Source organism: Solidesulfovibrio sp. DCME (assembly GCF_049995385.1).
Taxonomy (GTDB): Bacteria; Desulfobacterota; Desulfovibrionia; order Desulfovibrionales; family Desulfovibrionaceae; genus Solidesulfovibrio.
This window is the reverse complement of record NZ_CP188261.1, coordinates 4,811,005-4,834,472: the sequence shown is the minus strand read 5'-3', so window position 1 is coordinate 4,834,472 and position 23,468 is coordinate 4,811,005. Positions and strand designations below refer to the sequence as shown.

17 protein-coding genes are annotated in these 23,468 nt (G+C 67.9%); 1 reads left to right on the top strand and 16 read right to left on the bottom strand.

What is annotated here, in order from left to right; all coding sequences use genetic code 11:
* Positions 1-80 precede the first annotated feature (80 nt).
* The 9 genes from leuS to ACP59X_RS21430 all read right to left on the bottom strand — a co-directional run bounded on the left by leuS (position 81) and on the right by ACP59X_RS21430 (position 9,891).
* A complete protein-coding gene (gene leuS, locus ACP59X_RS21470) occupies positions 81-2,594 on the bottom strand; it encodes a leucine--tRNA ligase (RefSeq protein WP_428562470.1) in 2,514 nt (837 codons plus the stop codon).
* 54 nt (positions 2,595-2,648) lie between these two features.
* On the bottom strand, positions 2,649-3,155 hold the full coding sequence (gene nusB, locus ACP59X_RS21465; RefSeq protein WP_428562468.1) for a transcription antitermination factor NusB: 507 nt from the start codon (positions 3,153-3,155) through the stop codon (positions 2,649-2,651).
* Positions 3,156-3,158: 3 nt separating this feature from the next.
* Entirely contained in the window at positions 3,159-3,629 is a 471-nt protein-coding gene (gene ribH / locus ACP59X_RS21460) for a 6,7-dimethyl-8-ribityllumazine synthase (RefSeq protein WP_428562466.1), read from the bottom strand.
* A 52-nt stretch (positions 3,630-3,681) separates the two neighbouring features.
* Positions 3,682-4,902, bottom strand: coding sequence for a bifunctional 3,4-dihydroxy-2-butanone-4-phosphate synthase/GTP cyclohydrolase II (locus ACP59X_RS21455; protein ID WP_428562464.1), 1,221 nt, complete (start codon positions 4,900-4,902; stop codon positions 3,682-3,684).
* A 147-nt stretch (positions 4,903-5,049) separates the two neighbouring features.
* The gene (locus ACP59X_RS21450) at positions 5,050-5,526 is read right to left on the bottom strand and encodes a VOC family protein (protein WP_428562462.1); all 477 of its coding nucleotides are present in this window, start codon (positions 5,524-5,526) and stop codon (positions 5,050-5,052) included.
* 45 nt (positions 5,527-5,571) lie between these two features.
* Entirely contained in the window at positions 5,572-6,006 is a 435-nt protein-coding gene (locus tag ACP59X_RS21445) for a DUF4019 domain-containing protein (protein ID WP_428562460.1), read from the bottom strand.
* Positions 6,007-6,135: 129 nt separating this feature from the next.
* Positions 6,136-7,326 (bottom strand): acyltransferase family protein, encoded by a 1,191-nt coding sequence (locus tag ACP59X_RS21440; protein WP_428562458.1) that lies wholly within the window; start codon positions 7,324-7,326, stop codon positions 6,136-6,138.
* Complete coding sequence (locus ACP59X_RS21435; protein WP_428562456.1) at positions 7,323-7,985, bottom strand: TetR/AcrR family transcriptional regulator; 663 nt, start codon at positions 7,983-7,985, stop codon at positions 7,323-7,325. Before ACP59X_RS21435 ends, ACP59X_RS21440 begins: the two co-directional genes overlap by 4 nt.
* A gap of 424 nt (positions 7,986-8,409) precedes the next feature.
* Positions 8,410-9,891, bottom strand: a complete 1,482-nt coding sequence (locus ACP59X_RS21430) for an SLC13 family permease (RefSeq protein WP_428562454.1) — start codon at positions 9,889-9,891, stop codon at positions 8,410-8,412.
* A 296-nt stretch (positions 9,892-10,187) separates the two neighbouring features.
* On the opposite strand from ACP59X_RS21430, the gene ACP59X_RS21425 reads away from it, so the two are divergent.
* Complete coding sequence (locus ACP59X_RS21425) at positions 10,188-10,619, top strand: phage regulatory CII family protein (RefSeq protein ID WP_428562452.1); 432 nt, start codon at positions 10,188-10,190, stop codon at positions 10,617-10,619.
* 284 nt (positions 10,620-10,903) lie between these two features.
* Here ACP59X_RS21425 and ACP59X_RS21420 read toward each other — a convergent pair whose 3' ends face one another.
* The 7 genes from ACP59X_RS21420 to ACP59X_RS21390 form a co-directional block, all read right to left on the bottom strand.
* Positions 10,904-12,697, bottom strand: a complete 1,794-nt coding sequence (locus ACP59X_RS21420; RefSeq protein ID WP_428562450.1) for a putative 2-aminoethylphosphonate ABC transporter permease subunit — start codon at positions 12,695-12,697, stop codon at positions 10,904-10,906.
* A complete protein-coding gene (locus tag ACP59X_RS21415) occupies positions 12,694-13,803 on the bottom strand; it encodes an ABC transporter ATP-binding protein (RefSeq protein WP_428562448.1) in 1,110 nt (369 codons plus the stop codon). The genes ACP59X_RS21420 and ACP59X_RS21415 overlap by 4 nt, the downstream gene beginning before the upstream one ends.
* 58 nt (positions 13,804-13,861) lie before the next feature.
* Positions 13,862-14,872, bottom strand: a complete 1,011-nt coding sequence (locus tag ACP59X_RS21410) for a putative 2-aminoethylphosphonate ABC transporter substrate-binding protein (protein WP_428562446.1) — start codon at positions 14,870-14,872, stop codon at positions 13,862-13,864.
* A gap of 200 nt (positions 14,873-15,072) precedes the next feature.
* The gene (locus tag ACP59X_RS21405) at positions 15,073-17,454 is read right to left on the bottom strand and encodes a bifunctional diguanylate cyclase/phosphodiesterase (RefSeq protein WP_428562444.1); all 2,382 of its coding nucleotides are present in this window, start codon (positions 17,452-17,454) and stop codon (positions 15,073-15,075) included.
* Positions 17,455-17,760: 306 nt separating this feature from the next.
* On the bottom strand, positions 17,761-19,992 hold the full coding sequence (locus ACP59X_RS21400; RefSeq protein WP_428562442.1) for a toxin-antitoxin system YwqK family antitoxin: 2,232 nt from the start codon (positions 19,990-19,992) through the stop codon (positions 17,761-17,763).
* 538 nt (positions 19,993-20,530) lie between these two features.
* Positions 20,531-21,280 carry a zinc metalloprotease gene (locus ACP59X_RS21395; RefSeq protein ID WP_428562440.1) on the bottom strand — a complete coding sequence of 250 codons (750 nt, stop codon included), beginning with the start codon at positions 21,278-21,280 and terminating at the stop codon, positions 20,531-20,533.
* 74 nt (positions 21,281-21,354) lie between these two features.
* On the bottom strand, positions 21,355-23,373 hold the full coding sequence (locus tag ACP59X_RS21390) for a CHASE2 domain-containing protein (protein ID WP_428562438.1): 2,019 nt from the start codon (positions 23,371-23,373) through the stop codon (positions 21,355-21,357).
* Positions 23,374-23,468 lie beyond the last annotated feature (95 nt).

Here is a 23,468-nt window from a genome sequence, read left to right as displayed (position 1 = left end):
TGGGGCACGGCCGAGGCCGAACGAAAAAGGCCGGCGGAACGGACGTCCCGCCGGCCTCAAGAACCATTTGAATCGCGCGTCTAGCCGACCACCACGTTGACGAGCTTGCCCGGCACCACGATGACCTTGCGCACGGTCTTGCCCTCGATGTGCTTGGCCACGTTGGCGTCGGCCAGGGCGGCCTTTTCCACGTCTTCCGTGGCGGCGTCGCGGGCGACGCTCACCTTGCCGCGCAGCTTGCCGCACACCTGGACCACGATCTCCACCTCGTCGGTGACGAGCGCGGCCGGGTCGTGGCTGGGCCAGGGCTGTTCGATGAGGAGCTTTTCGTGGCCGATGCGCCGCCACAACTCCTCGCAGATGTGCGGGGCGATGGGCGAGAGCACGGTGAGCAGGGTGGCCACGGCCGAGGACACGGCCTTGGCCCCCTTGGGCTCGGCCTTGAGGGCGTCCACGTTGGCGTAGAGGAAATTGACCAGCTCCATGACCGCGGCGATGGCCGTGTTGAACTGGAAGCGCTCGCGGATGTCGGCCCCGGCCTTGGCGGCGGTGGCGTGTTCGCGCCGGCGCAGTTCGGCGAAAAGCGGCGGCAGGGCGTCGGTTCCCAGTTCCCCGGCCGGGGCGCAGGCCCCCACCGGCGAAAGCAGCCCGGCCAGCTCCTCGGTCACCAGGCGCCACAGGCGCGACAGGAACCGCGACGAGCCCTCGATGCCGGTATCGCTCCACTCCAGGTCCTTTTCCGGCGGCGCGGCGAAGAGGATAAACACGCGCACCGTGTCGGCCCCGTACCTGCCGATCATCAGGTCCGGGTCCACCACGTTGCCCTTGGACTTGCTCATTTTCGAGCCGTCCTTGATGACCATGCCCTGGGTGAGCAGATTGGAAAACGGCTCGTCGAAGGCGACGTAGCCGCAGTCGCGCAGGGCTTTGACGAAAAAGCGCGAGTAGAGCAGGTGCAAAATGGCGTGCTCGATGCCGCCGATGTACTGGTCCACCGGCAGCCAGTAGCCGATCTCGGCCGGGTCGAAGGGGCGGCCCGCCTCCCGGGCCGAGGCGTAGCGGGCGAAGTACCAGGAGGACTCGAAGAAGGTGTCGAGGGTATCGGTCTCGCGCCGGGCCTTGCCGCCGCACAGGGGGCAGGCGACGTCCGTAAACGACGGCGAGGCGGGCAGGGGCGAGCGGCCGTCGGGCAGCAGGGCCAAATCGCGCGGCAGCTCCACGGGCAGGTCGTTTTCCGGCACGGGCACGATGCCGCAGGCCTGGCAGTAGATGACCGGGATGGGCGCGCCCCAGTAGCGCTGGCGCGAGATGTTCCAGTCGCGCAGCTTGTAGTGGACGGCCCGCGTGCCCCGGCCCGTTTCGGCCAGCCAGTCGATGATTTTCCCCTTGGCCTCTTCGTTGGCCAGGCCCGTGAAGTCGCCCGAATCGACCAGCAGGCCGGGATCGACGTAGGCCTCGGTCATGGCCGCCGCATCGAGGGTCTCTCCCTCGGGGCTGATGACGACCCGAAGCGGCAAATCGTACTTGCGGGCGAACTCGAAGTCGCGCTGGTCGTGGGCCGGCACGGCCATGACCGCGCCGGTGCCGTAGCCCATGAGCACGAAGTTGGCGACGTAGATGGGGATTCGCGCGCCCGTGGCCGGGTTGACGCAATAGGCCCCGGTGAACACGCCCTCTTTTTCCAGGTCCTCGCCGCCGCGGGCGATGCGGTCCATGTTGCGCACGCTCTCGACGAAGGCGGCCACGGCCGTCTCTTGGGGCTTGCCGGCAATAAGCTTGGGCACCAGCGGATGCTCGGCGGCCAGGCTCATGAAGGTGGCGCCGAAAAGGGTATCCGGCCGGGTGGTGAAGACGGTGATCCCGGTCTCGCCGTCCACGGGCTCGGCCAGGTCGAAGGACAGCTGGGCGCCCACGGACTTGCCGATCCAGTTGCGCTGCATGGTCAGCACGCGCTCGGGCCAGCCGCCGGAGAGCTTGTCCAGGTCGGCTAGCAGCTCCTCGGCGTAGGCCGTGATACGCAAAAACCACTGTTCCAGGTCCTTTTGCACCACCGGCTGGTCGCACCGCCAGCAGCAGCCGTCGATGACCTGCTCGTTGGCCAGCACCGTGCCGCAGGTCTCGCACCAGTTCTGGGGCGAGTGTTTGCGGTAGACCAGACCCTTTTTGAGGAAGTCCAGGAAGAAGCGCTGTTCGTGGACGTAGTAGCCGGGGTGGCAGGTGGCGATCTCGCGGCGCCAGTCGTAGGAATAGCCCAGGCGTTTGAGCTGGGTGCGCATGGAGTCGATGTTGGAGATGGTCCAGGCGGCCGGGTGCAGGCCGTGCTTGATGGCGGCGTTTTCCGCCGGCATGCCGAAGGCGTCCCAGCCCATGGGGTGCAGGACGTTATGCCCCTCCATGCGCTTGAACCGGGCCACCACGTCGCCGATGGAGTAGTTGCGCACATGTCCCATGTGGATGCGCCCCGAGGGGTAGGGGAACATTTCGAGGACGTAGTATTTCGGCCGGGAAGGATCGGCCTCCACCTTGAAGTGGCCGCCCTCTTCCCAGATGGCCTGCCATTTTTTCTCGACGTCCTCGGGCACGTACTTGCTCATGGGAAAACGCTCCTTGGCGATGGCGCAAGACGGATGCGCTGGTATCCTAATGCATTAGAGGTCTTTGTGGATTTCGAACTCGCCGCTGTCAACGGCCTTGGCGATGGCGTCGAGGATGCCGTTGATGAAGTTGCGCGAGTTCTCGTCGCCGTAGCGCTTGGACAGTTCGATGGCTTCGTTTAAGGCCACGCGCAGGGGGATGTCCGGCCGGTGCATGATCTCGAAAACGGCCAGGCGCAGGATGGTCAGCTCCACCTTGGCGATGCGCGAGAGCTTCCAGTTCTTGGAAAACCGCACGATCACGGCGTCGAGGGCCGTCTGGTTGTGCCACACCCCAGAAACGAGCTCCCAGGCGAAGTCGCGGCCGGCGTCGGCCTCGCTGTCCTCGCTGACGTCGTGGGGACAGCGCGCGAACACCCGGCGTAGCGACCGTTCGTCGGCGGCGGATTCGAAAATGAGCCCGTAAAGGCACTCGAAAGCCTGCTTGCGACCCTTGCGCCTGGAGGCGACGGGCTTTTTATCCTCGGACTGCGGCATGATGCATTTCGCTGCTTGGGCCATGGGTTAGAGTTGCTCCAGCACGCGCACCATCTCCAGGACGGCGGCGGCGGCTTCGACGCCCTTGTTGCCGGCCTTGGAGCCGGCCCGCTCGATGGCCTGCTCCAGGGTGTCCACGGTGAGCACCCCGAAACCGACCGGCACGTTGGATTCGAGCATCACGTGGGCCAGGCCCTTGACGCATTCGTTGGCCACGTAGTCGAAGTGGGGCGTGGCGCCGCGGATGACGGCGCCCAGGCACACCACGCCGTCGTACTTGCCGGAGCCGGCCAGCTTTTTCGCGGCCAGGGGGATCTCGAAGGCCCCGGGCACGCGCACGATGGTGATGTCGGCCCGGTCGCCGCCGTGGCGGGTCAGGTAGTCCACGGCCCCGCCCACCAGGCGTTCGGTGATGAAGTCGTTGAAACGGCCGGCCACCAGGGCGAATTTGAGCCCCTTGGCGTCGAGCTGGCCTTCGATGGTGTTGACGTGCAGCATGTGTTTTCTCCCGGGCGGCGCGCCGCCCGATTGGCTTCGATGCCGGGGTTGCTTATTTGGCCGCCTGGGTGGGCAGGTGCAGCAGGTGACCCATGCGGTCGCGCTTGGTGGTCAGGTAGCAGGTGTTCTCGGCGCAGGGCCGGGTCTCGATGGGCACCCGCTCCACGACCTCGAGGCCGTAGCCCTCGAGCCCCACGATCTTCTTGGGGTTGTTGGTCATCAGCCGCATCTTGGACACGCCCAGGGCCACGAGGATTTGCGCGCCGGTGCCGTATTCGCGCAGGTCGGGCTTGAAGCCCAGGCGCAGGTTGGCCTCCACGGTGTCCAGGCCCTGCTCCTGGAGGGCGTAGGCCTTGATCTTGTTGGCCAGGCCGATGCCGCGGCCTTCCTGGCGCATATAGAGGATGACCCCCTTGCCCTCGGCCTCGATCATGCGCATGGCCTCGTGGAGCTGGTTGCCGCAGTCGCAGCGCAGCGACCCGAACACGTCGCCGGTCAAGCACTCGCTGTGCACGCGCACGAGTACGGGCTCGTCCGGGTGGATGTCGCCCTTGACCAGGGCGATGTGGGTCTTGTGGTCTTCGCTGGCGGTGAAGGCCACGGCCCGGAAGGTGCCGAAGGCCGTGGGCAGGCCGGCCTCGGCCACCTTGGTCACGGCCAGGTGGCCGAACTTCATGCGGTAGCGGATGAGGTCGGCCACGGTGGCGATCTTGATGCCGTGCTGCTCGGCGAATTCGACCAGGTCCGGCATGCGGGCCATGTTGCCGTCCTCGCGCATGATCTCGCAGATCACGCCGGCGGGCTTGAGCCCGGCCAGCCTGGCCAGGTCCACCGAGCCCTCGGTCTGGCCGGCCCGGTCGAGCACGCCGCCTTCCTTGGCCTTGAGCGGAAAGATGTGGCCCGGGGTGACCAGGTCGTCGGGGCCGGCGCCCTCGGCCACGGCGGCCAGGATGGTGGTGGCCCGGTCGAAGGCGGAGATGCCGGTGGAGACGCCGACTTTCGCCTCGATGGAGACGGTGAACCCGGTGCCGAACGGCGACTTGTTGTCGTTTGTCATCATGGGCAGCCCCAGCTGGTCGACCAGGTGGGGGGCCAGCGACAGGCAGATCAGCCCGCGCCCATGGGTGGCCATGAAATTGATGGCTTCGGGGGTGACTTTTTCGGCGGCGATGGTGAGGTCGCCTTCGTTTTCGCGGTCTTCGTCGTCGACGAGGATGACCATCCGTCCGGCGCGGATTTCCTCGATGGCTTCCTCGATGGGGCTGATGCGCATGGCTGCGTGTACCTCGTTTGGGGGGCCTTGGCCGCCCGTGTGGAAAAGACCAAAGACCCGGCCGGGCCGGGTCCAAGGGGGAAATAGTCTACGCGACGCGGGTTGGCAAGGCAAGCGCGCGGGGTTTTCGCGGCCTGTCGCCGCACGTCAGGAAGAAAGCGCCGCCCGCACCAACCCCGGCGGCATCATGGTAGCCGCGACGATGGCCGCCTCGTCCATCCCGGACGCCGCCAGGCGCCGCACCACAACCTCCATGGGTTCGGCCACTTCCACGATGTGCCCCTCCGGGTCGCGCACCCGGAAGCAGCGCTGCCCCCAGGGCTGGACCCGCATGGCGGTGACCAGTTCGCCTCCGGCCGCCACGGTTTCAAAGGCCGCGGCCACGTCCTCGGTCTCGAAATACAGCTCGAAGTTGTCGCGCCCCAGCCGGCCGGGCGCGATGGCCAGGGCGTCGTCAAAGATATGCCTGCCGGCCGTGTCCGCCCGCCACAGGGAAAAACCCGGGTAGGTCACGTAGCCGTCCAGGACCAGCGTCGGCGACTGGCCCAGCACATCCTCGTAAAAGGCGCGGGCCCGCTCCAGGTCGGCAACGAACACGCAGGGGCTGTGGAAACGGATGGGCATGCAACCTCCCAACGGGGCCGGATGGCGGCGGCGCTTCCGGTGCCCCTAGCGGATGAAATACCCCACGGCCCGCCATTTTCCGTCGTCCTCGCGCGAGAAGGCCACGGTCTCGAAAGCCTCCTTCTTGTTGGCAAACGAGGCGGCGAATTCCATGACCACATAGGTGCCGTCCGGCGCGCCCTGCAGGCTCGTCAGGCTCTTGGCCCGGGTGACCTCGCGGGATTTGAGGCCGCCCAGGGGCTTGCGGAAGGCGGTCAGGGCCGTTTCCCAGTCCTTTTGCGAGACCGCGCCGCGAAAATAGGCTGCGGCCTGCTGCCAACTGGCGCCGTAGCCGCCGGCGTCGATGCCGGCCAGCCAGGCCGTGGCCGCGTCCACGGCCGGCTTTTGGTCGTCGGTTACGGGCGTATTCGCTTCCTGGGCCAGGACGGTGGCCGGCAGCAGCACCAACAGCAGGAGCAAGGCGGCAAGCGGGGTCTTCATGGGAGCCTCCGGAGGTGATGGATTCCCGGCGTTATGCCGCCTTGCGGCCCGGCCGTCCAGGGTTGGCGGCGGCACGACCGGGGACGGCCCGCAGCAAGCCTCCCGGCCACGGGCCGATACCCCGGCGCCTCAGGGGAAGGCCAGGCACATGCCGATGAAAAAGGCCAGCAGGCCGGCGAAACTGGCCACAGGCCCCAGGCGCCGCCCGAGCGCCCCGAGGGCCAGGCTGGCTGTCGCGGCCGCGACGGTGACGAGGAGCATGGCCAGGCTCGGCGCCAGGGCGGCCGGCAAGGCGAAGGCGGCGAAAACCACCAGGGGCATGTGCAGCAGGTAGATGTCGTAGGAGCCCCGGGCCAGGACCGCTTCCGCCGGGGACAGCGGGCGCGGCTGGGCGGCGCCCAGGCGCAGGCAGCCGAGGAGGAGCAGGCCGTTGGCCGCGACCAGGGCCGTGGCGTACAGGGCCATGGCCCCGGCCGGGGCCGGGCCAGGGACATACACGGCCGGGCCGAGGACGAAAACCGCCGCCAGGGCGGCCGCCGCGCCGGCCAGGCTCGGCCAGGCCCGGCCGGTGCGCAGCCGCTCGAAATCCCGGCCGCGCAAGCCGGCCTGGGCGCCGAGGAGAAAGGCGGCGGCATACAGCGGCAGCCGCACCGGTTGCAGCAGCAGCACGATATTCCAGCGCCACCAGACCCCGATGGGCATGGCCGTGCCCAGGGCCGTCATGGCCGCGGCCACGGCCGCCCCGGCGCAAAGCCAGGCCAGGCCCAGGGACCGGGGACGGCCGGCGAGCAGGGCGCCGAGGCCGGGCGTGAATCGGTAGACCAGGAAAAACAGGAACAGCAGGGTCAAAAACCACAGGTGGTGCTGGGAGAGGCTGTTTTGACTGCTTAAGGCCTGTTGGAGGCTGGCGATGCACCAGGGGCGGAAGTTGGCCAGCCCGGCCAGGGAGGCGCGCCAGAAGTCGAAAAAGCCGGCCGGGTCGGCCGTGCGCTGCCGGTAGCCGGCATAGACCATGGCCGGCAGGAAGAAAAACACCAGTGGCGCGATGGGCGCGAGCAGCCGCCGGGCCTTTTTGGCCACGAACCCCCCGGCCGAAACCTTCGCCGCCGAGGCCGGGGCGAAACAGCCGGCAATGAAAAACAGAAACGGCATGAGGATCACGTCCAGCCCCGTGACCAGAACATCGGCCAGGGGGCTCGGCGCGCCCCGCATGTGCCACCAGGGCACGTAGCGGGAGTAGCCGCAGGCGGCGTGCAGCAGCACCACGCCGAGGATCAGCCAGGACCTGGCCCGGTCGAAAAAGGCCCAACGCGCGTTCATGGATGGTCCTCCCTTGGGGCGGCCACGGCCAGTCGGGCCAGGCCGCCGAGGATGAAGGCGCAGGCCTCCTCGGCCGTCTCCTCCCAGGCTTCGGTGATGTCCGGATGGTCGGGGAAGATGCGCCGGAAAGCCTCGTTGTTGTAGGCGAAATAGGTGATGGTGCCGATGGTGAAGGCCGCTGCCCGGCGCACGAGCCCGGGCGCGGGATCGGGGCCGAGCAAGGGGCGCAGCAGGTCAAGGAGCTCCTGGGCGCCCGGGGCCAGCGTCTGCCGGGCCACGGCGTCCAGGAAGGGCGAGGGGCTGAGCATCTCCCGGGCGTAGATGCGGCCCAGGTCGATGGCCAGGGGGCCGCTGCCGTAGAGCATGCGGCAATAGCCCGTGACGAAGGCCCGCAGGGCGTCCTCGCCCGTCGGGGCCTCGCCGGAAGCCGTGGGGCCGGGGCGCGCCCCGTCGAAAAGCCCGGTCAGCATCAGGCGCAGGATCTCGGCGTACAGGTTCCCCTTGCCGCCGAAGTAGTAATTGACGGCGCTGACGTTGACCCCGCCGGCCCGGGCGCACAGGTCGCGCACGGTCGCGGCCGCGTAGCCCTTTTCGGCGAAAAGGCCGATGGCCGCGACAAGGATGGCGCGGCGGGCGTCGGGTTTCGGTTCCTGGGGCATGGACGGCTCCTGGGCGAATCGTTCTCAAACACGTGTTTAATACAATTGTTTGAAAATCCCTCCCCTGTCAAGGGGAAAACGCGGCAAACGGCCGTGGCAAGGGTGCCCTGGCCGGCGCACGGGCCTGGGGGCGGCCCGTCGGGCCAGGGGCGAAAGGCGCGGCACGGGAACGCGGCCGGCCTGCGAGGCCCTTGGGCCAAGGGGTCAGGGCAAGGCCCGGGTGGGCGATGCCGGAGACGGCGGCCAGGGCAGGCGATGTCGGAGACGGCGGCCAGGGCCGGGGAAGGCGATGGGCCGCAACGCCGGCCCTGGGGTCAGGGCTGGCGACAGGCGAACGGGGCGTCGGCGGGGTGGGGCGCGTTGGCCGCGCCTGGTCCGGCCCCGGCCGACAATGTCGCCGGCCGGGGCTTGGGAGGGAGGTCCCCTACTTGGGCAGGGCCCAGCTGGGCAACGTCGTCAGGTCCACGTGCCAGACCGCCGGCATGAGGAAGTAGACCACCAGGGTGATCTGGATGATGCCGAGGATGTTGAGCCACAACCCGGTGCGGGCCATCTGGCGGATGGTCACCGCGCCCGAGCCGAAGACCACGGCGTTGGGCGGCGTGGCCACGGGCAGCATGAAGGCGTAGGAACAGGCGATACAGGCCGCCACGATGGGGCCGAGGGGGTTGATCTTCATGCCCACGGCGATGGCGCCCATGACCGGGATCATGAGCGTGGCCACGGCCGTGTTGGAGGTGACTTCCGTCAGGAAGATGTTGAGCGCCACGATGCAGGCGATGATCCATATGAGCTGCATGCCCTCGAGGTCGACGAGCAGGCCGGCGATGTACTTGGTCAGCCCCGTTTCCTGGAAGCCGTCGGCCAGGCACAAGCCGCCGCCGAAAAGCAGGATCACGTCCCAGGGAATCTTGACCGCCGTCTTCCAGTCGAGCAGGAACACGCCCCGCTTGAGGTCCGAGGGGATCACGAACAGGAGCAGCGCGCCAGCGATGGCCACCGAGGCGTCGGAAACGCCCTTGAATATGGGCCATTTGACCAGACCCATGAGAATCCACAGCGTGGCCACCACGATGAAGACGCCAATGATGAGCTTTTCTTCCTTTTTCATGGGGCCGAGCTTGTCCAGTTCCGCCTGGATGAGCGTTTCGCCGCGGCCCTGGAGGATGTCGCCCTTGACCCGGAAGAGGACCTTGGTCAGCAGCAGCCAGGTGATGATCAGGAAGGTGGCGGCCAGGGGCACGCCCACCTTCATCCAGTCGAGGAAGCTCACGGTCTGGCCGTAGAGCTTGTCGAGCTGGGCCACCATGATGGTGTTGGGCGGGGTGCCGATGATGGTGGCCAGGCCGCCGATGGAGGCGGCGTAGGCCAGGGCCAGCATGAGGCTGACGGCAAAGGGGTTGTGCTGGAGGTCGTGGTCGCCGGTGATGTCGGCGCAGGCCTTGATGATGGCCAGGCCGATGGGCATCATCATGACCGTGGTGGCCGTATTGGACACCCACATGGACAGGAAGCCGGCCGCAACCATGAAGCCGAGGACGATGCGCGAGGGGCTCGTGCCGACGAGCTTGATGGTGTGCATGGCGATGCGGTAGTGCAGGTTCCAGCGCTCCATGCACACGGCGATGAAAAAGCCGCCCATGAACAGATATATCAAGTGATTGGCGTAAGGCAACGTGGCCTTGGCCGTGGGCATGATCTTGAGCAGCGGGAAAAGGACGATGGGAACCATGGACGTGGCCGGAATGGGGATGGCTTCGCTGATCCACCACGTGGCCATGAGCGCCGTTGTCGCGGCGCAGTACAAAGCCGGCTGCGACATGCCCTGGGGCAGCGGCAGCATACAGATGAGCAGGAACAAGACGGGACCCAACGGCAGACCGATTTTCTTCATTCTGTCGACCATCAACATGCTCCTTGGCGCGTAGCCTGTGCGTTGTGCTTCATGCAACCATATTCGCCTGGCACAGTGGAAACAGGTTGTTTCTTCGACCTCCTGTGTCGCCGCATGGGTTGTCTGGGTCCGCTTCTGTCGTCGCCTGGGGCTTCGCGCAACCGGGGCGGCCGCAAAAACGGGAGCTTGGCCCGTCCTGTCGCGGATCGGAAACTCGCGATCGAGCCTTGACATTTCGCCGCTTGTTCATGCTATCAGCGCAAACAGGGTTAGATGCAACACGCTTATAATCTAACAGGTGTTTTATAATGCAGAAGGGCATCCAGGACCTGATCCTCCGGATGGTCCACAACAGCCTGCGGCCCATCAAGAGCATCGCCGAGGAAGTGGGGAAACCCTACTCGACGCTCATGCGCGAGCTGGACCCCGAGGACAGGGGCGCCAAGCTCGGCGTGGAGATGCTCCTGCCGCTCATGCGGGCCTGCGATTCCACGCTGCCCCTGCGCTTTCTGGCCGAGGGCATGGGGCACCGGGTGGTGTCGGTGCGGGACATCGAGCCGGACAAGCCGACCTTTCACGAGGAGTTGCTGGACACCTACCAGGCCCTGACGGCCTACCATCGGGCCATGCTGGAGGGGCGGTCCGTCGAGGAGGTGGCCAAGCGGCGCGAAGTGCTCATCCGCCAGCTCAAGGAGGATTTCGCCTTCTATACGACCCGGAAGGAACAGGAAAAAGCCTAGCGGCGGCAAGGCGCGCCGCCTGCGGCCGCCCGGAGTGCCCGGGCGGCTTTTTTATTTGGCGGGATCGGGCGCGGCCGAGTGTTGCATCCCCTAAAAAATACGATCGTATTTTTTAGAGAAAAATAATTATTCCTTGGTGTGTTATGTGAAAAAGCGAACGTCCTCTTCGAGAACGCGACACTAGTGTGGCGTTCGCGAAAAAATATTAATATTTTTTAGTAAAAAATAATTATTTAAATATTTTGTTCTCGAAATTCGCATGCCCGGATTTCGAGAACGCGACACTAGGTGCCTTCCCGGCGCATCCAGCGGCCGGCCCGGCGGGTCAGGCCGGCCGCGGCCAGGCCGCTTGCCCAGCGGGCCAGCACGTTGATCAGCACGATGCACACGGACATGGCCGCGGCCGGGGCGATGTCGCCGGCGTCGTCCATGTTGGCCACGGCCACCGAAGCCAGCGGGATGTCCGCCGAATACAGGAAGATGACGGCCGAAACCGTGGCCATGGAACTGACGAAATAGAACTGGCCGACCTCGATGATGGCCGGCAGGCACACGGGAACGGTCACCCGGCGCAGGGTCGTCAGGAAGGACACGCCCAGCGATTCCGAAACCGCCTCGTATTCCTTGTCCAGTTGCTTCAGCGCCGTGGTGGCGGTCAGAAAGGCCACCGAATAGAAGTGGGTGACGTTGGACAGGACCAGGATGCCCATGGTGGCGTACAGGAAATGGAAGGGGTTGGGGAGGGTCAGCCCGGCCAGGCTGAAGCCCGGGGCGTTGAAAAAGAAGATGTAGGCCAGGCCGATGACCAGCCCCGGCAGGGCCAGCGGGATCATGGCCAGGAAATAGGCCAGCTGGCGCAGGCCGGTCAGTCCCCGCGTCTTTTCGATGAGGTAGGCCGAAAAGAAGGTTATGGCCGTGCCGGCCACGGCCGAATACAGGGACATGCGCAGGCTGCCCCACAGGGCGGCGTAGCCGCCGCCGCCCATGTCGCCGAAGCGGTAGTGGGCCAGGGACAGGCGCAGGTCGTAGGGCCAGACCGTCACCAGGGAGGCGAACACCCCGGTGCCAAGGAAGGCGAGCAGGGCCAGGGCGACGAGCCCGCAATAGGCCGAAAAGAAGCGCTTGGCGGCCGGGTCGTCGCTGGGGGGCAGGGGCACGGATTTGGCGGCAATGAGCGCCGTCTGGCGTTTCTGGGCCAGCCGGTCGCAGCAGTAGGCCAGGACCGTGGGGATGAGCAGGATCACGCTCACCGTCGCGCCCATGGTGAAATTCTGCTGGCCGATGACCTGCTTGTAGATGTCCGTGGCCAGGACGTTGCACTGGCCGCCGACGACCTTGGGCGCGCCGAAATCCGTGAAGCACAGGATGAAGCTGACAAAGGCGGCCGAAAGCAGGCCGAAGCGCACGCCCGGCAGGGTCACGGTGAAAAAAAGGCGTCCGCCGCCGGCGCCCATGGACCGGGCCGCCTCGTAGAGCCTGGCGTCGGTTGCCCGCAGGGCAATGGACACGATGAGCACGACCTGGGGGAAGGTGAAGATCGTTTCGGAAATGATGATGCCCACCGGCCCGTACAGGCCGATGTCCCAGGACAGGTCGAGGCCGGCCACGCTGGTCAGGGACCCGAAAAAACCGGTGGTGACCAGCCCCTTGCGGCCGAAAAGGTAGATGAGGTTGATGCCGTACAGGAGCGTGGGCGCGAAAAGCGGGGCCATGGCCAGGCCGCGCAACAGGCCCTTGGCCGGGATGTTCACCCGGGTGAGGCCGTAGGCGTAGGCGAAGCCCAGCGAGACGGACAGGGCCGTGGTCACGGCGGCGATGTACAGGCTGTTGCCCAGGGACCGCGACAGGCTGGGGCTTTGGAAAAACGCCCGGAAGTTGGCCAGGCCGATGGAAAGCCCGTCGCGGTCCTGCAGGCTCTTGGCCAGGATCTGGGCCAGCGGCCCGAGGACCGCCGCGGCCAGGAACAGGGCGCACAGGACGAGCAGCGCCGCCCGAAGCCCGCGCTCGGAAAAAAGCGCCTCGGCCAGGGAGAGCCGTAGCGGGCGGATGGCGGTCGGGAAGCCGGCGGCGTCGCTCATGGGGCGGCGTAGGCGCTGACCCGGTCCGGGGGCAGCACGAGGTGCAAGACCTGGCCGGCGCCCAGGGCCAGCTCCCGGGCCCGGGCCGCCGGGATGTCGGCCTCGATGGGCGCATGTTCGGGCGCCGGGCCTTCCAGGACCAGGGAGACGCGGGTGCTTGGGCCGCGAAATTCCACCTGGCGCACCACGGCGGCCATGGCGTCATGGCCGGGGGCGGCCGGGGCCAGGGCCACGTCCTCGGGCCGTATGCCGAGGCTCGCCGCCTGGCCCGGCGACAGGGGCCGGGGCTCCCGGGCCGGGGGCAGTACCCGGCCGGACAGGTCGTAGCCGCCGTCGCCGCGTTTTTTCGCCCCGGCCAGGAAATTCATGGAACCGACGAAGGCGGCCACGAAGGGCGTGGCCGGCCGGTCGTAGATCTCGCGCGGCGCGCCTTCCTGGGCGATGCGGCCCTGGTCCATGACCAGGATGCGGTCGGCCATGGTCAGGGCCTCTTCCTGGTCGTGGGTGACCATGACCGTGGTCACGCCCAGGCGCTGTTGCAGGGCCTTGATCTCGGCCCGCAGGTGGACGCGGACCTTGGCGTCCAGGGCCGAGAGGGGTTCGTCGAGAAGCAGGATGTCCGGGGACAGGGCCATGGCCCGGGCCAGGGCCACCCGCTGCTGCTGGCCGCCGGACAGGGCGGCCGGGTATTTGCCCTGCATGGCCGTCAGCCCGACCAGGTCCAGGAGCTCGTTGACGCGCCGGGCCAGTTTGGGGCCGCCGAGCTTCTGGCCGCGCAGGCCGTAGGCCACGTTTTCGGCCGCAGTCAAATTGGGGAACAGCGCGTAGGACTGGAAGACGATGCCGACGTTGCGCCGGGAAACCGGCAGTTGCGTGACGTCGCGGCCGCCGATGGCGACCCGGCCCGCGTCAGGGGCTTCGAGGCCGGCCAGCAGGCGCAGCACCGTCGTCTTGCCGCAGCCGCTGGGGCCGAGGATGCTGACGAAGGCGCCGCGGCCGGCCGTGAAGCGCACGCCCGACAGGGCGGCGAAGGCGCCGTAGCGTTTGACGAGGCCCGAGGCGGCCAGGTAGGCCTGCCCGGGCGTGGGGCGGGTTGCCGGCTCCATGGCCTGCTCCGGAAAGCGGGCCGGGGCCGCCACAAGGCGGCCCGGCCGCGGGACGGGGTTATTTCTTGGCTTCGCTCTTGCCGTCGTAGCGCTTGGACCATTCGGCCAGGATGCGGTCGCGGTTTTTTGCCGCCCAGTCGAAATCGTTTTTGATCATCTGCTTGCCCGGATCGGCCGGGTAGCCCTCGGGGATGGGCGTGCCGGTGGGGTAGCCGGTGACGGCGAAGCTCTGGGCGTATTCCTTCATGGCCTCCATGGACAGGGCCCAGTCGAGGAAGGCCTTGGCCTCGGGCTTGATGGCCGCCTTGTTGACCAGGGCGTTGGCTTCCAGGTCCCAGCCCGAGCCTTCCTTGGGGAAGACGGTCGCGATGGGCTCGCCCTTTTTCTTCTGCTGGAGCCCCCGGTAGCCGAAGGAGACGCCGATGACGGCCTCGCCCGTGCCGGCCAGCTTGCAGGGCTTGGAGCCGGAGTGGGTGTAGGAGCCGATGTTGTCGTGCAGCGCGTCGAGGTAGGCCCAGCCCTTTTCCTCGCCGAGCAGTTGCAGGATGGCCGAGACGGTCAGGAAGCCCGTGCCCGAGGAGGCCGGGTTGGGCATGACGACCAGGCCCTTGTATTCGGGCTTGACCAGGTCGGCGTACGATTCGGGCATGGGCAGCTTCTTGGCGCCAAGCTCCACGGTGTTGACGCAAAAGCCGGTCATCCAGGCGTCGATGCCGTACCAGGCCGGGGGCGTGGCCGCGTCCTTGAACTGGGCGGACACCTTGGCCCCCTCCTTGGGGTCGTAGGGGGCGAGCAGGCCGGCCTGCTTAAGCTGCATGAGGCTGACGGCGGACAGGCCCCAGATGACGTCGGCCTGGGGGTTGTCCTTCTCGGCCAGCAGTTTGGAGGTGACGATGCCGGTGGAGTCGCGCACGAACTTCACGTCGATCCCGGGGTTTTGTTCCTTGAAGCTTTTGATGTAGCGGGGGATCTGGTCGTCTTCCAGGGCGGTGTAGACGAGCAGTTCCGCCGCCAGGGCGTGGGTCGAAAAGGCCACGAGCAGAACGAGGGACAATACGAGGCGTTTCATGGCGACGCTCCTTGGGCGGGTCGGGGTATGCCGTTTCCGGTGGGCAATCCCAGGGAGGCTAGCCCGGGCGGCTTTCGGGCGCGTGACCGCCGCGTGGCGGCTTGGTGACGGTCGGGGGCGCAGGCAAGCGGCTCCCCGCCGGGGCCCGTGTTGCCCCCTCCCGGCTGGACGGGCCAAGGGGATACGAAAAGGCAGTCCGCTCAGTCGTTGTCCTGGCAGAAGCATCCATCCTCTTTCTGGGCGCGTGCCGAGTCGGCCTGGGCCAGGGCCGCCCCCAAGGGGGCGCGGCGGTCGCGGACCACGGAATTGCCCGCCTGGGCCTTGGCCAGCTTTTTGACCGAGGCCACCCGGTGGCTCAAGTCCTCGAAGCTCACGCGCGTCTCGAACAGGCAGTCCAGAATGGCGATGGACAGGGTGATGAGGGGGAAGTCCCGGGGGCGGCCGTCGCGGTCCTTGCCGCGCATGGCGCCACGCTCCCGGTCCTCGGCGTCGTAGAGGGCCGGGACCTCGGCGGCGAACAGCGCCACCGTGGCCCCGGCGATGGCGTCGGCGCCGTCGCGCTCGGCGATGGCCACGAAGTCGTCGCCGCCGACGTGGCCGACGAAGTCCCCGGGCGCGCCGTGTTTGCCGACAGCCTCGCGCAGGGCTTGGGCCGTCAGCAGGATGACCCGGTCGCCCTGGCTGAAGCCGTAGACGTCGTTGTAGGCCTTGAAGTTGTCGAGGTCCACGTACAGCATGCAGCAGGGCAGGCCCTCGGCGGCCCGGCGCGAGAATTCCCGCTCGATGGACACGTTGCCGGGCAGCCCCGTCAGGGGGTTGGAACCCTTGGCCAGTTCCACCTGCACCCTGGCCAGGGTGTCGAGCATCTTCTGCACGGACACCGTACCGGCAAGCGCCCCGCCGCGCGTGACCACGATGTCGTCGTAGATCTTGGCCGGCGCCCGGTTCATGGCCTGGCGGGCCGCTTCCTCGATGGGCAGGTCGTGCTCCACGCACAACGGGTCGGCGTCCATGAGGCGAGCCACACGTTTGCGGTGGTAGAGGTCCACGCCGAACTTGGAACTGAGCGCCTTGTCCAGGTTGTAGTTCATGACGAGGCCGGTGGGGGCGTCGCCGTCGAGGATGACCACCGAGCACATGACCGGCTTGTCGGCCAGCATGTCCTTGACCTGGCCGATGGAGGCCTCGGTGGGGGCCACCAGGCAGGGCGCGGCCAGTTCGCCGATGGGCGAGGCGCATTTCCAGTCCCCGGCGGCCACCTGGCCGTAGCCGGCCTTGGGCGGCATGGCCCGGCTGGACTCGGGCTTGGGATAGGCCGGGGCGCCCAGGTGGTAGCCCTGGCCGGCGTGGACGCCCATGGAGACGAGCGACGTCAGGGCCAGCTCCGTTTCCACCCCCTCGGCGATGACCCGGGCGCCGATTTTCTCGGCCACGAGCACCAGCGTCTCCACCATCACCCGCTTGAAGGGGTTGCACTCGATGTCGCGCGTCAGCGTCACGTCGGCCTTGAAATAGTCCGGCCGCAGCCTGGCCAGGAGCATCATGTTGGCCTGCCCGGCGCCCACGTCGTCGATGGCCGTGCCAAAGCCGAGCGCCCGGTAGGCCTCCAGGCGTTCGGGCAGGACGGTCAGTTCGCCGGGACTCAGGCGTTCGGAAAATTCCAGCACGATCTGGTTGCGCGAAAGGCCGTACTCCTCCACAAGCCGGGCGAACCCCGAGGCCTGCTGCCCGGTGGCGGCCAGGCAGGCCGGGCCGACGTTGAGGAAGAGCTTCTGGCGGGGCTTGAGCGGGCCGACCTCGGCCAGGGCGGTGCGCCACAGGCCGTGTTCGATCTCCAGGCCCCGGTCCGAGGAGCCGATCATCTCGAACAGGCGCAGGGCGTCCTGGACGGCGATGCCGGAGCGGCCCCGGGCAAAGGCTTCCCAGCCGAGTATCGTCCCGGTGGCCAGGTCGGCGACGGGCTGGAAGACCACGCCGGCCTGGCCTTCGGCAAAAAGGGTCTTGAGTTCGGCGCGCGACGGGAAGGCCCCGGGATCGATGGTTTGCTGGGAGATGCGCCTGGCCTTGCACATGGCCGCGAACAGGGCGGTGGCGGCCGGGGCGTCGCCCGCCGGCTCCAGGCAGGCGAAGCCGACGCGCAGTTCGAGGCCCTCGCCGGTCAGGGCGGCCATCCGTTCGGCCACGGTGCGCAGGACCGCCGTGCGGTAGGAAAGGTAGCAGGAGAACAGCTCGTTGCGGTCCTCGCCGCCGTGGTCGAACAGCAGCACGCAGTCGCCCGGGGAGGCTTCCTGGACGCACAGCAAGGCCTTGCCCGGGAAGGACTGGGGGAACTGGTCCAGGGCGATGTCCAGGCAGGCGCCGAGGCAGGCGATGCCGGCGTCCACGCCGATGCCGGCGAACTTCAGGTGGAAATCGGCCGCCTGCAGGGTGAGCAGGGCCAGCCGGTCGTCCCGGATGTCGGGCACGGCGGCCAGCAGCGGGGCGACGCGGGGACGGACCCCCCCCGCCCGGCCGGACAGGACCTTTTTCTGTTCGAGCATGTGCTTGAACATGATCGAGGCTTCGATGCGAGTCGGTTCCATCCCTCCCTCCGCCGGGGCCGGCCGCCGGCGGACTGACTCAAGCCCAGGGCGGGCGTTTTCGCGCGACGAAGCGGCGACGAAAAGGTGAGCGTTTCGTGACGATTGCATGACGAATGGGGGATGGCCCGGCCAGGTCGCGCCCCGCGCCCGTCGTCGGCTCCGGGCCGGTCGCGGCGACGGCCCCCGGGGGCCACAGCGGGCCGGTCGCGGCGATCCGGCGCCCTGGGCCGTTCCCGTCGATGCGGCGCAGGGGTGCAAGCCGGTTGCAGGCGACAGGACGCGCCATGGCCGGACGTCGCTGCCGGCCTACAGGCTGCCGAATTCCTGCCAGCAGGCGTCGGTCGGCCCGGATTGCAGCAGGTCGTCGGCGTAGACGCAGGTCAGGACCGGGGTGCCGGCCGTGTCGTACTTGATGAAGGCCCCGTTTTTCTTGTCGCCCGCGTAGGTGCCCCGGTAGGCAGGCTGGCCGTCGGAGTGGTTGACCAGCCAGACGCCGTCCTTCTTGCCGTGGTTGTACTGCATTTCGTACCACAGGGTGCCGCTCTCGTAGTACCAGTAATGCGTCCCGTGGCCTGAGCCATTGGTGTCATAGGGCAGGAGATATTCCTGGCCGCCGGAGGAGTAATAGGTGCTGTGCAGCCGCATGTTGAAGGTCGATGGCCAGTTGCAGACCAGATCCTTGGGTTTGGTCCCTGCCGCGTCGTAATAACTGATCGAGGCATAGTAGTTCGAGCTTCCCGCCGCAGGCCGCCAGTACTTGTAGGCGCTGCCCGAATAGACGGTCATGCCGAAGACGGCCGTGGCCGGCACGTCCGGGCAGTAGGCGCAGCTTTCCTGGGGGCCGATGTGGACCGCGGCCTGCTCCGTGGCGGTGTAGGGCGCGGTGCTGTCGGTGTTGGTGACCGAGACCAGGTAGATGTCGCCCAGGGCGGCGGTTATGGACTGGGGATAACCGAAGCGCAGGTTGCCGAGAAAGGTGAAGGGGCCGGCGACGTCGCGGCCCTTGTAGAGGGCGTAGGTCAGGTTGGCGGGCGGGGTGAGCACGCTTACGGCGTAGTCGGGCGAGGTCACGGCGGTGTTGAAGACGAACAGCAGCTTGCGGGCGCTGTAGGGCGCCAGGTCCGAGGCGATGTCGGCCGAGGCCAGGCTGGCGTTGTACCAGGTGCGGTCGCTCGGTGGCATGGGCCAGCCGGCATAGCCCGTGCTTTGGGTATGGAAGCGGGTGGCGAAGGTGGTCCACTTGCCGCCAAGGGCCATGCCGCTGCCCACGGTGTCGATGAGCGCCCGCAGGTCGCTGTAGCCCGAGGTGCCGGCGACCTGGTTGCGCACGGTGGTCCACAGATTGAAAATAAAGGCGTCGGAGCCCTGGTCCAGGCGCAGAAAACGCAGGAAGCCGCTGGCCCAGTAGCCGATGTTTTGCATTTCCGTCCGGTTCGCGCCCGTTTCCAGGCCGCGCGGGGCCATGTCGGTGTTGTCGAGAAAGACCGAGGAGACGTAGGCCGGGTCGTCGAGCATGACGGACTCGAACCACACGGAGCTGGCTTCGGCCAGCCACAGGAAATGGGGGCTGAACAACAGGGTGTTGCGGATGGCCAGGGCCGAGCGCGGGTCGTAGAGGTTCTGGACGGCGTGGAAGAATTCGTGGCCCACCGTGGCCTTGAGGAGTTTCTCCTTGCCCGGGACGCACAGGGCGGCATTGATGTTGACGCTCTGGTAGCGCTTGCCGGAAAGGGGCAGTTCGGTTTCCCCGTCGCGTTCGCCCAGGCCCGTGAGGATGTTGATGCGAAACGGCCAGGAAAAGCGGCTGGCGAAATCGAAGCCCATGGCGCACAGTTTGGTGTAGGCCTCCTCGGCGGCGTCCAGGACGAGCTGGGGATAGTCCTCGGATTCGCCCAGGATGCCGATGGGGTAGACGAGGTAGAAATGGGTGCTGACCTCGGCCCGGAAGCCGCTTACGGCCCAGAAGGTGATGGCCCGTTTGGTGGCCACGGCGGCGGGTGCCTGGCCGGTGGCAGCCGCGCCGGCGCTTGCTGCCGGGCATTCGGCGCTTTCCGGCAGGGGCAGCGTCAGCAGGCCGCCGGAGACCGTGCCGACCTGGATTTCCGGCAGGTTGGCGCTTTGGCTGTCGGCGGCGAAGCTGACGGTTTCGCTCAGGGCCACGGCCACCTGCCGGTCCGGGCCGCCCAGGCGCAGTTGCAGGCTGGCCGGCTGGCGCAGGCAGGCATCGTCCATGTCCAGGGTGTAGGCCTTGCCGGACGGGGTGAGGCCGTAGGTGGCTTCCGGGGTGGCCTGGCGCAGGGTCACGGCGGTTGCGGCGTCGAAGGCGGCGGCCGGGAAGGTGACGCTGCCCGGCCCCAGTTTGAGGCTGCCGCCGGACGCGCCGATGGTGGCGCTGGTGGATTGGGGCGGGTGCAGGCCCGCCAAGACCAGGAGCAGGCTATCGTCGTCGGGGGCGGCCGTTGCGGCGGCGGGTGCGAAGGCGAGCAGGGCGGCCAGAAGGAGCGCGCCGGTCAGGGCGATGGTGGACAGGCGGTGCATGGTGGGCTCCTTGGGCAAGGCCCTTGCGGAAACGAGGTTATGCCGTCCGTGTTGCGTTGCGTGGGAATGCGGTGAAACAGTTTGTCCCGGTGAGGATGCCTCACTCTATGTCTACAGGGAGTTCGAGCGGGTTTGCAAGATAAAGTTCAACTGTGCATGAAAAGAGTAATAATTAATATGTGACAAGTTGTGGATGTCTCTGTTGATGGATACAACAGTATAGCAGGCATGGCAAACAGCTATTCCAAAAAATGGTGTTGATGTTTATTTTTTTTACACGAAATTGTTTTGATGGCTTGGCAAAAACATGAAAAAAAGCGAGGCCACCCTGTAGTTTTTGTCGGCCCCGCCAAGCCGCAAAGGACAAGCCTTTGGGATGTGATCGGCGAGGCAGGCGATGCTGTCTGGATTGTGACAATCGGAGGGACGTTACGGACCTGCGCACGAAAGGAGCCGGGCTGTGCGCTGGCGATGCGATGGACAGGCAGGCGTCCGATGCGCGAAGCGGCCCGGCCTCAGTCCACGGCGCGCCTTGGCCCTAGCCCACGGCCAGGGTCGCGCCCAGGCTCGGGGAGGTGGACACGTCCGGCCAGCCGACGACCGGGATGACGCCGAAGGAGCGGATGGTGCCCGAATCGGCGTAGAGGTACTGGAGCGTCTGCATGTCCAGGACGGAAAAATTGCTCTTGTAGGTGTCGGTCTCGTTGTAGGACATGACCGTGTAGTCCGTATTGTCCAGGACGGCCGGCAGGGTCTGCGTGTAGGCCGTATCGTCGAGGCCCAGGGTGTGGCCGATCTCGTGCAGGATGGTCTCGTAGCCGAGCGTCCCCGGCAGGGGATTGGACAGGACGGCGCCGTATTCGTTGTTGTCAAGGTAGACGTAGTCCTGGCGGTCGATGGTGACCTGGCCGCTGCTCTCCTTGGTTATGGTCGAGCCGGTCATGGTGTAGGCCATGACGCCGGGGTCCGTGATGTCGATCGTCCCAAAGGAGATATCGGCCGTCAGCGCATTGGACGTTTCGACGAAGGTAAGGCCGGTCAGCGGCTCCGACGTGGCGTAGACCAGGCGCACGGCCGCCTGTTGGGTGGCGTTTAAGGGCGCGAAATCGACGATGGCTTCCTCGTTGTCGGCCGGGACCAGCGGCGTGGTCATGAAGGCGTAGGTGACGGTGAGCCCGGAGGATGGTGTTTCCTGCGTCCACAGGGGCAATCCGACATAGACCAGGGAGTCGATGAGCACGTTGCCGCTTTCCCGGGCAAAGGTGTCGTCGGAGAGGGTCTGGGCCATGACCTGCCTTCCATCGTTGGATTTTTGCCATAACAACTACGACGAATCAGTGCCTGTCGCAAGGGGCGGAGCGGTCATTTTTCACCGGGCACGAACACGCCGTCCCAGTCCTTGGCCGGCGGCGCGGCCAAATAGCGGCGACAGCGGGCGGCCAAAACGCGCGCCGGCCCGTCGCCGTCCCCGCCCCGGGCGGCGTCGGCGGCCGCGAACCCCTCCAGGGCTGCCGCGAAGCGCCGTTCCCGGTAGTCGGCCAGGGCGGCGGCATAGGGCGCGGCATACGCGGGCAGAGGCGTGCCGGGCAGCCCCAGGGGCTCGAACACGGCCACCGCCGCCGCCCGGCCCTTGACCCGCACCCGGTCGACCTCCCGGGCGGGAAAGGCGTCGCCTGCCGCGTCCATGACCGCCGCGCTGACGAGGATGGTGGTGCCGTACTGCTTGTTGAGGGATTCCAGGCGCGAGGCCAGGTTCACCGTGTCGCCGAGGATGGTGTAGTTGAAGCGCTCGCGCGAGCCCACGTTGCCGACCACGGCCGGCCCGGCGTGCAGGCCGAAGCGGGCGGCCAGGCGCGGCAGCCCCCGGGCGGAAAGCCCGGCCGAAACCGTTTCCATGACCCCGGCCATGGTCAGGGCGGCCCGCACGGCCTTGGCCGCGTGGCGCGGTTCGGGCAGGGGCGCGCCCCAGAAGGCCATGACCGCGTCGCCGATGAACTTGTCGAGGGTCCCGCCGGCAGCCAGGATGCTGTCCGTGGCCGGGGTGAACCAGGCGTTCAAAACGGCGATGAGCTCCCTGGGAGCCAGCGTCTCGGAAAAGCTGGTGAATCCGGCCAGGTCGGAAAAAAGCACCGTGACCTCGGCCTCCTCGCCGCCCAGTTCCAGCCGCTCGGGCCGGCGCACCAGGTCGCGCACCACCACGGGCGACAGGTAGCGGGAAAAGGCCCGGGCCAAAAACCGCTTCTCGCGCGATTCCACCAGCCCCCGGTAGAGGGTGGCCGCCGCCCCCGTGGCCAGCAGCCCGGCCGAGACGAGCGCCGGCGGCAGCCAGTAAAAACGCCAGACGAAAAGCCCGGCCGCAAGGCCGCACAGGCCGCCGGCCAGGCCCACGGCGGTGGCGGCGGCGGCAACCGGCCGCAGGCAAAAGACAAGCGCCCCGCCCACCGGCAACAGCAGGCCCAGCCAGGCCAGGGCGGCGCCCGGGGGCAGTTCCCGGCCGGGGCCGCCGTGCAGCAGCGTGGCCAGGATGGCGGCGTGGATTTCTGGGCCGAAGGCCGGCTGGCCGGTTTGGCGGGTAAAGGGCGTGGGAAAGGTGTCGGCCTGCCCGAGCGGCGCGGCCGAGGCGGCCATGGCCCGGCCCACCACCACCAGCCGGCCGGCGATGCGGGAATCGGGCAGGGGATGGTCGGGGTCGATGACCGCGGCGTAGGAGACCGTGTCCATGGTGCGCGGCGGGCCGGGATAGTCGATGAGCCCGGCCGCCTCAGGCACCCGGCCGTCCGGGGCCAGCAGCCCGGCCGCCCTGCCGGCCAGGGTGGGCAAGCCGGCGTGGCGGCTGGCGAAGCGGCGCACCACGCCGTCGGGGTCGGGCGTCAGCACGGCCAGGCCCACCCCGGCGGCGGATGCGGCGAAAAGGGGCAGGGGATCGATGCGCACCAGCCGCGAAAAAGCCGGGTCGTCCACGGTTTCCAGCGCCGCCGCCAGCACGGCCGGGGCGCCGCCGGCCAGGGCGGCGGCCAGGGCCGCGTCGTCGACGGGGTCGCCCGGCTCGGCGAAGACCATGTCCAGGAGCACGGCCCGGGCGCCGGCCCGGTGCAGGCGGTCGAGGAGCCTCGCGTGCAGGCGCCTGGGCCAGGGCCAGGACAGGCCGATCTCCTGGAAGGAGGGCTCGTCCACGGCCACGACCAGGACGTCCGCCGGCCGGTCTTTTCGGGTTCGCAGCAGGTAGGCCGCATCCAGGGCCAGGTCCTCCAGGGACCGCCCCTGGGGCGTGCCGCCGGCCAGGACGAGCAGCCCCCACAGGCAGCCGCCGACAAGCCCGCCGAGCAGGGCGGCCCGTGGCCGCAACCGTCGCCCCGTGTCCCGTCCCGTCGCCTCGGCCATGGAAGTCCTTATGCCGCGCCCCTGCAAAAGGGGCCAGGGATTGTGGCGGCGCCGGGCCGGGAGGGGCACCCGTTGCCGCGGATGCCCGGCGCGTC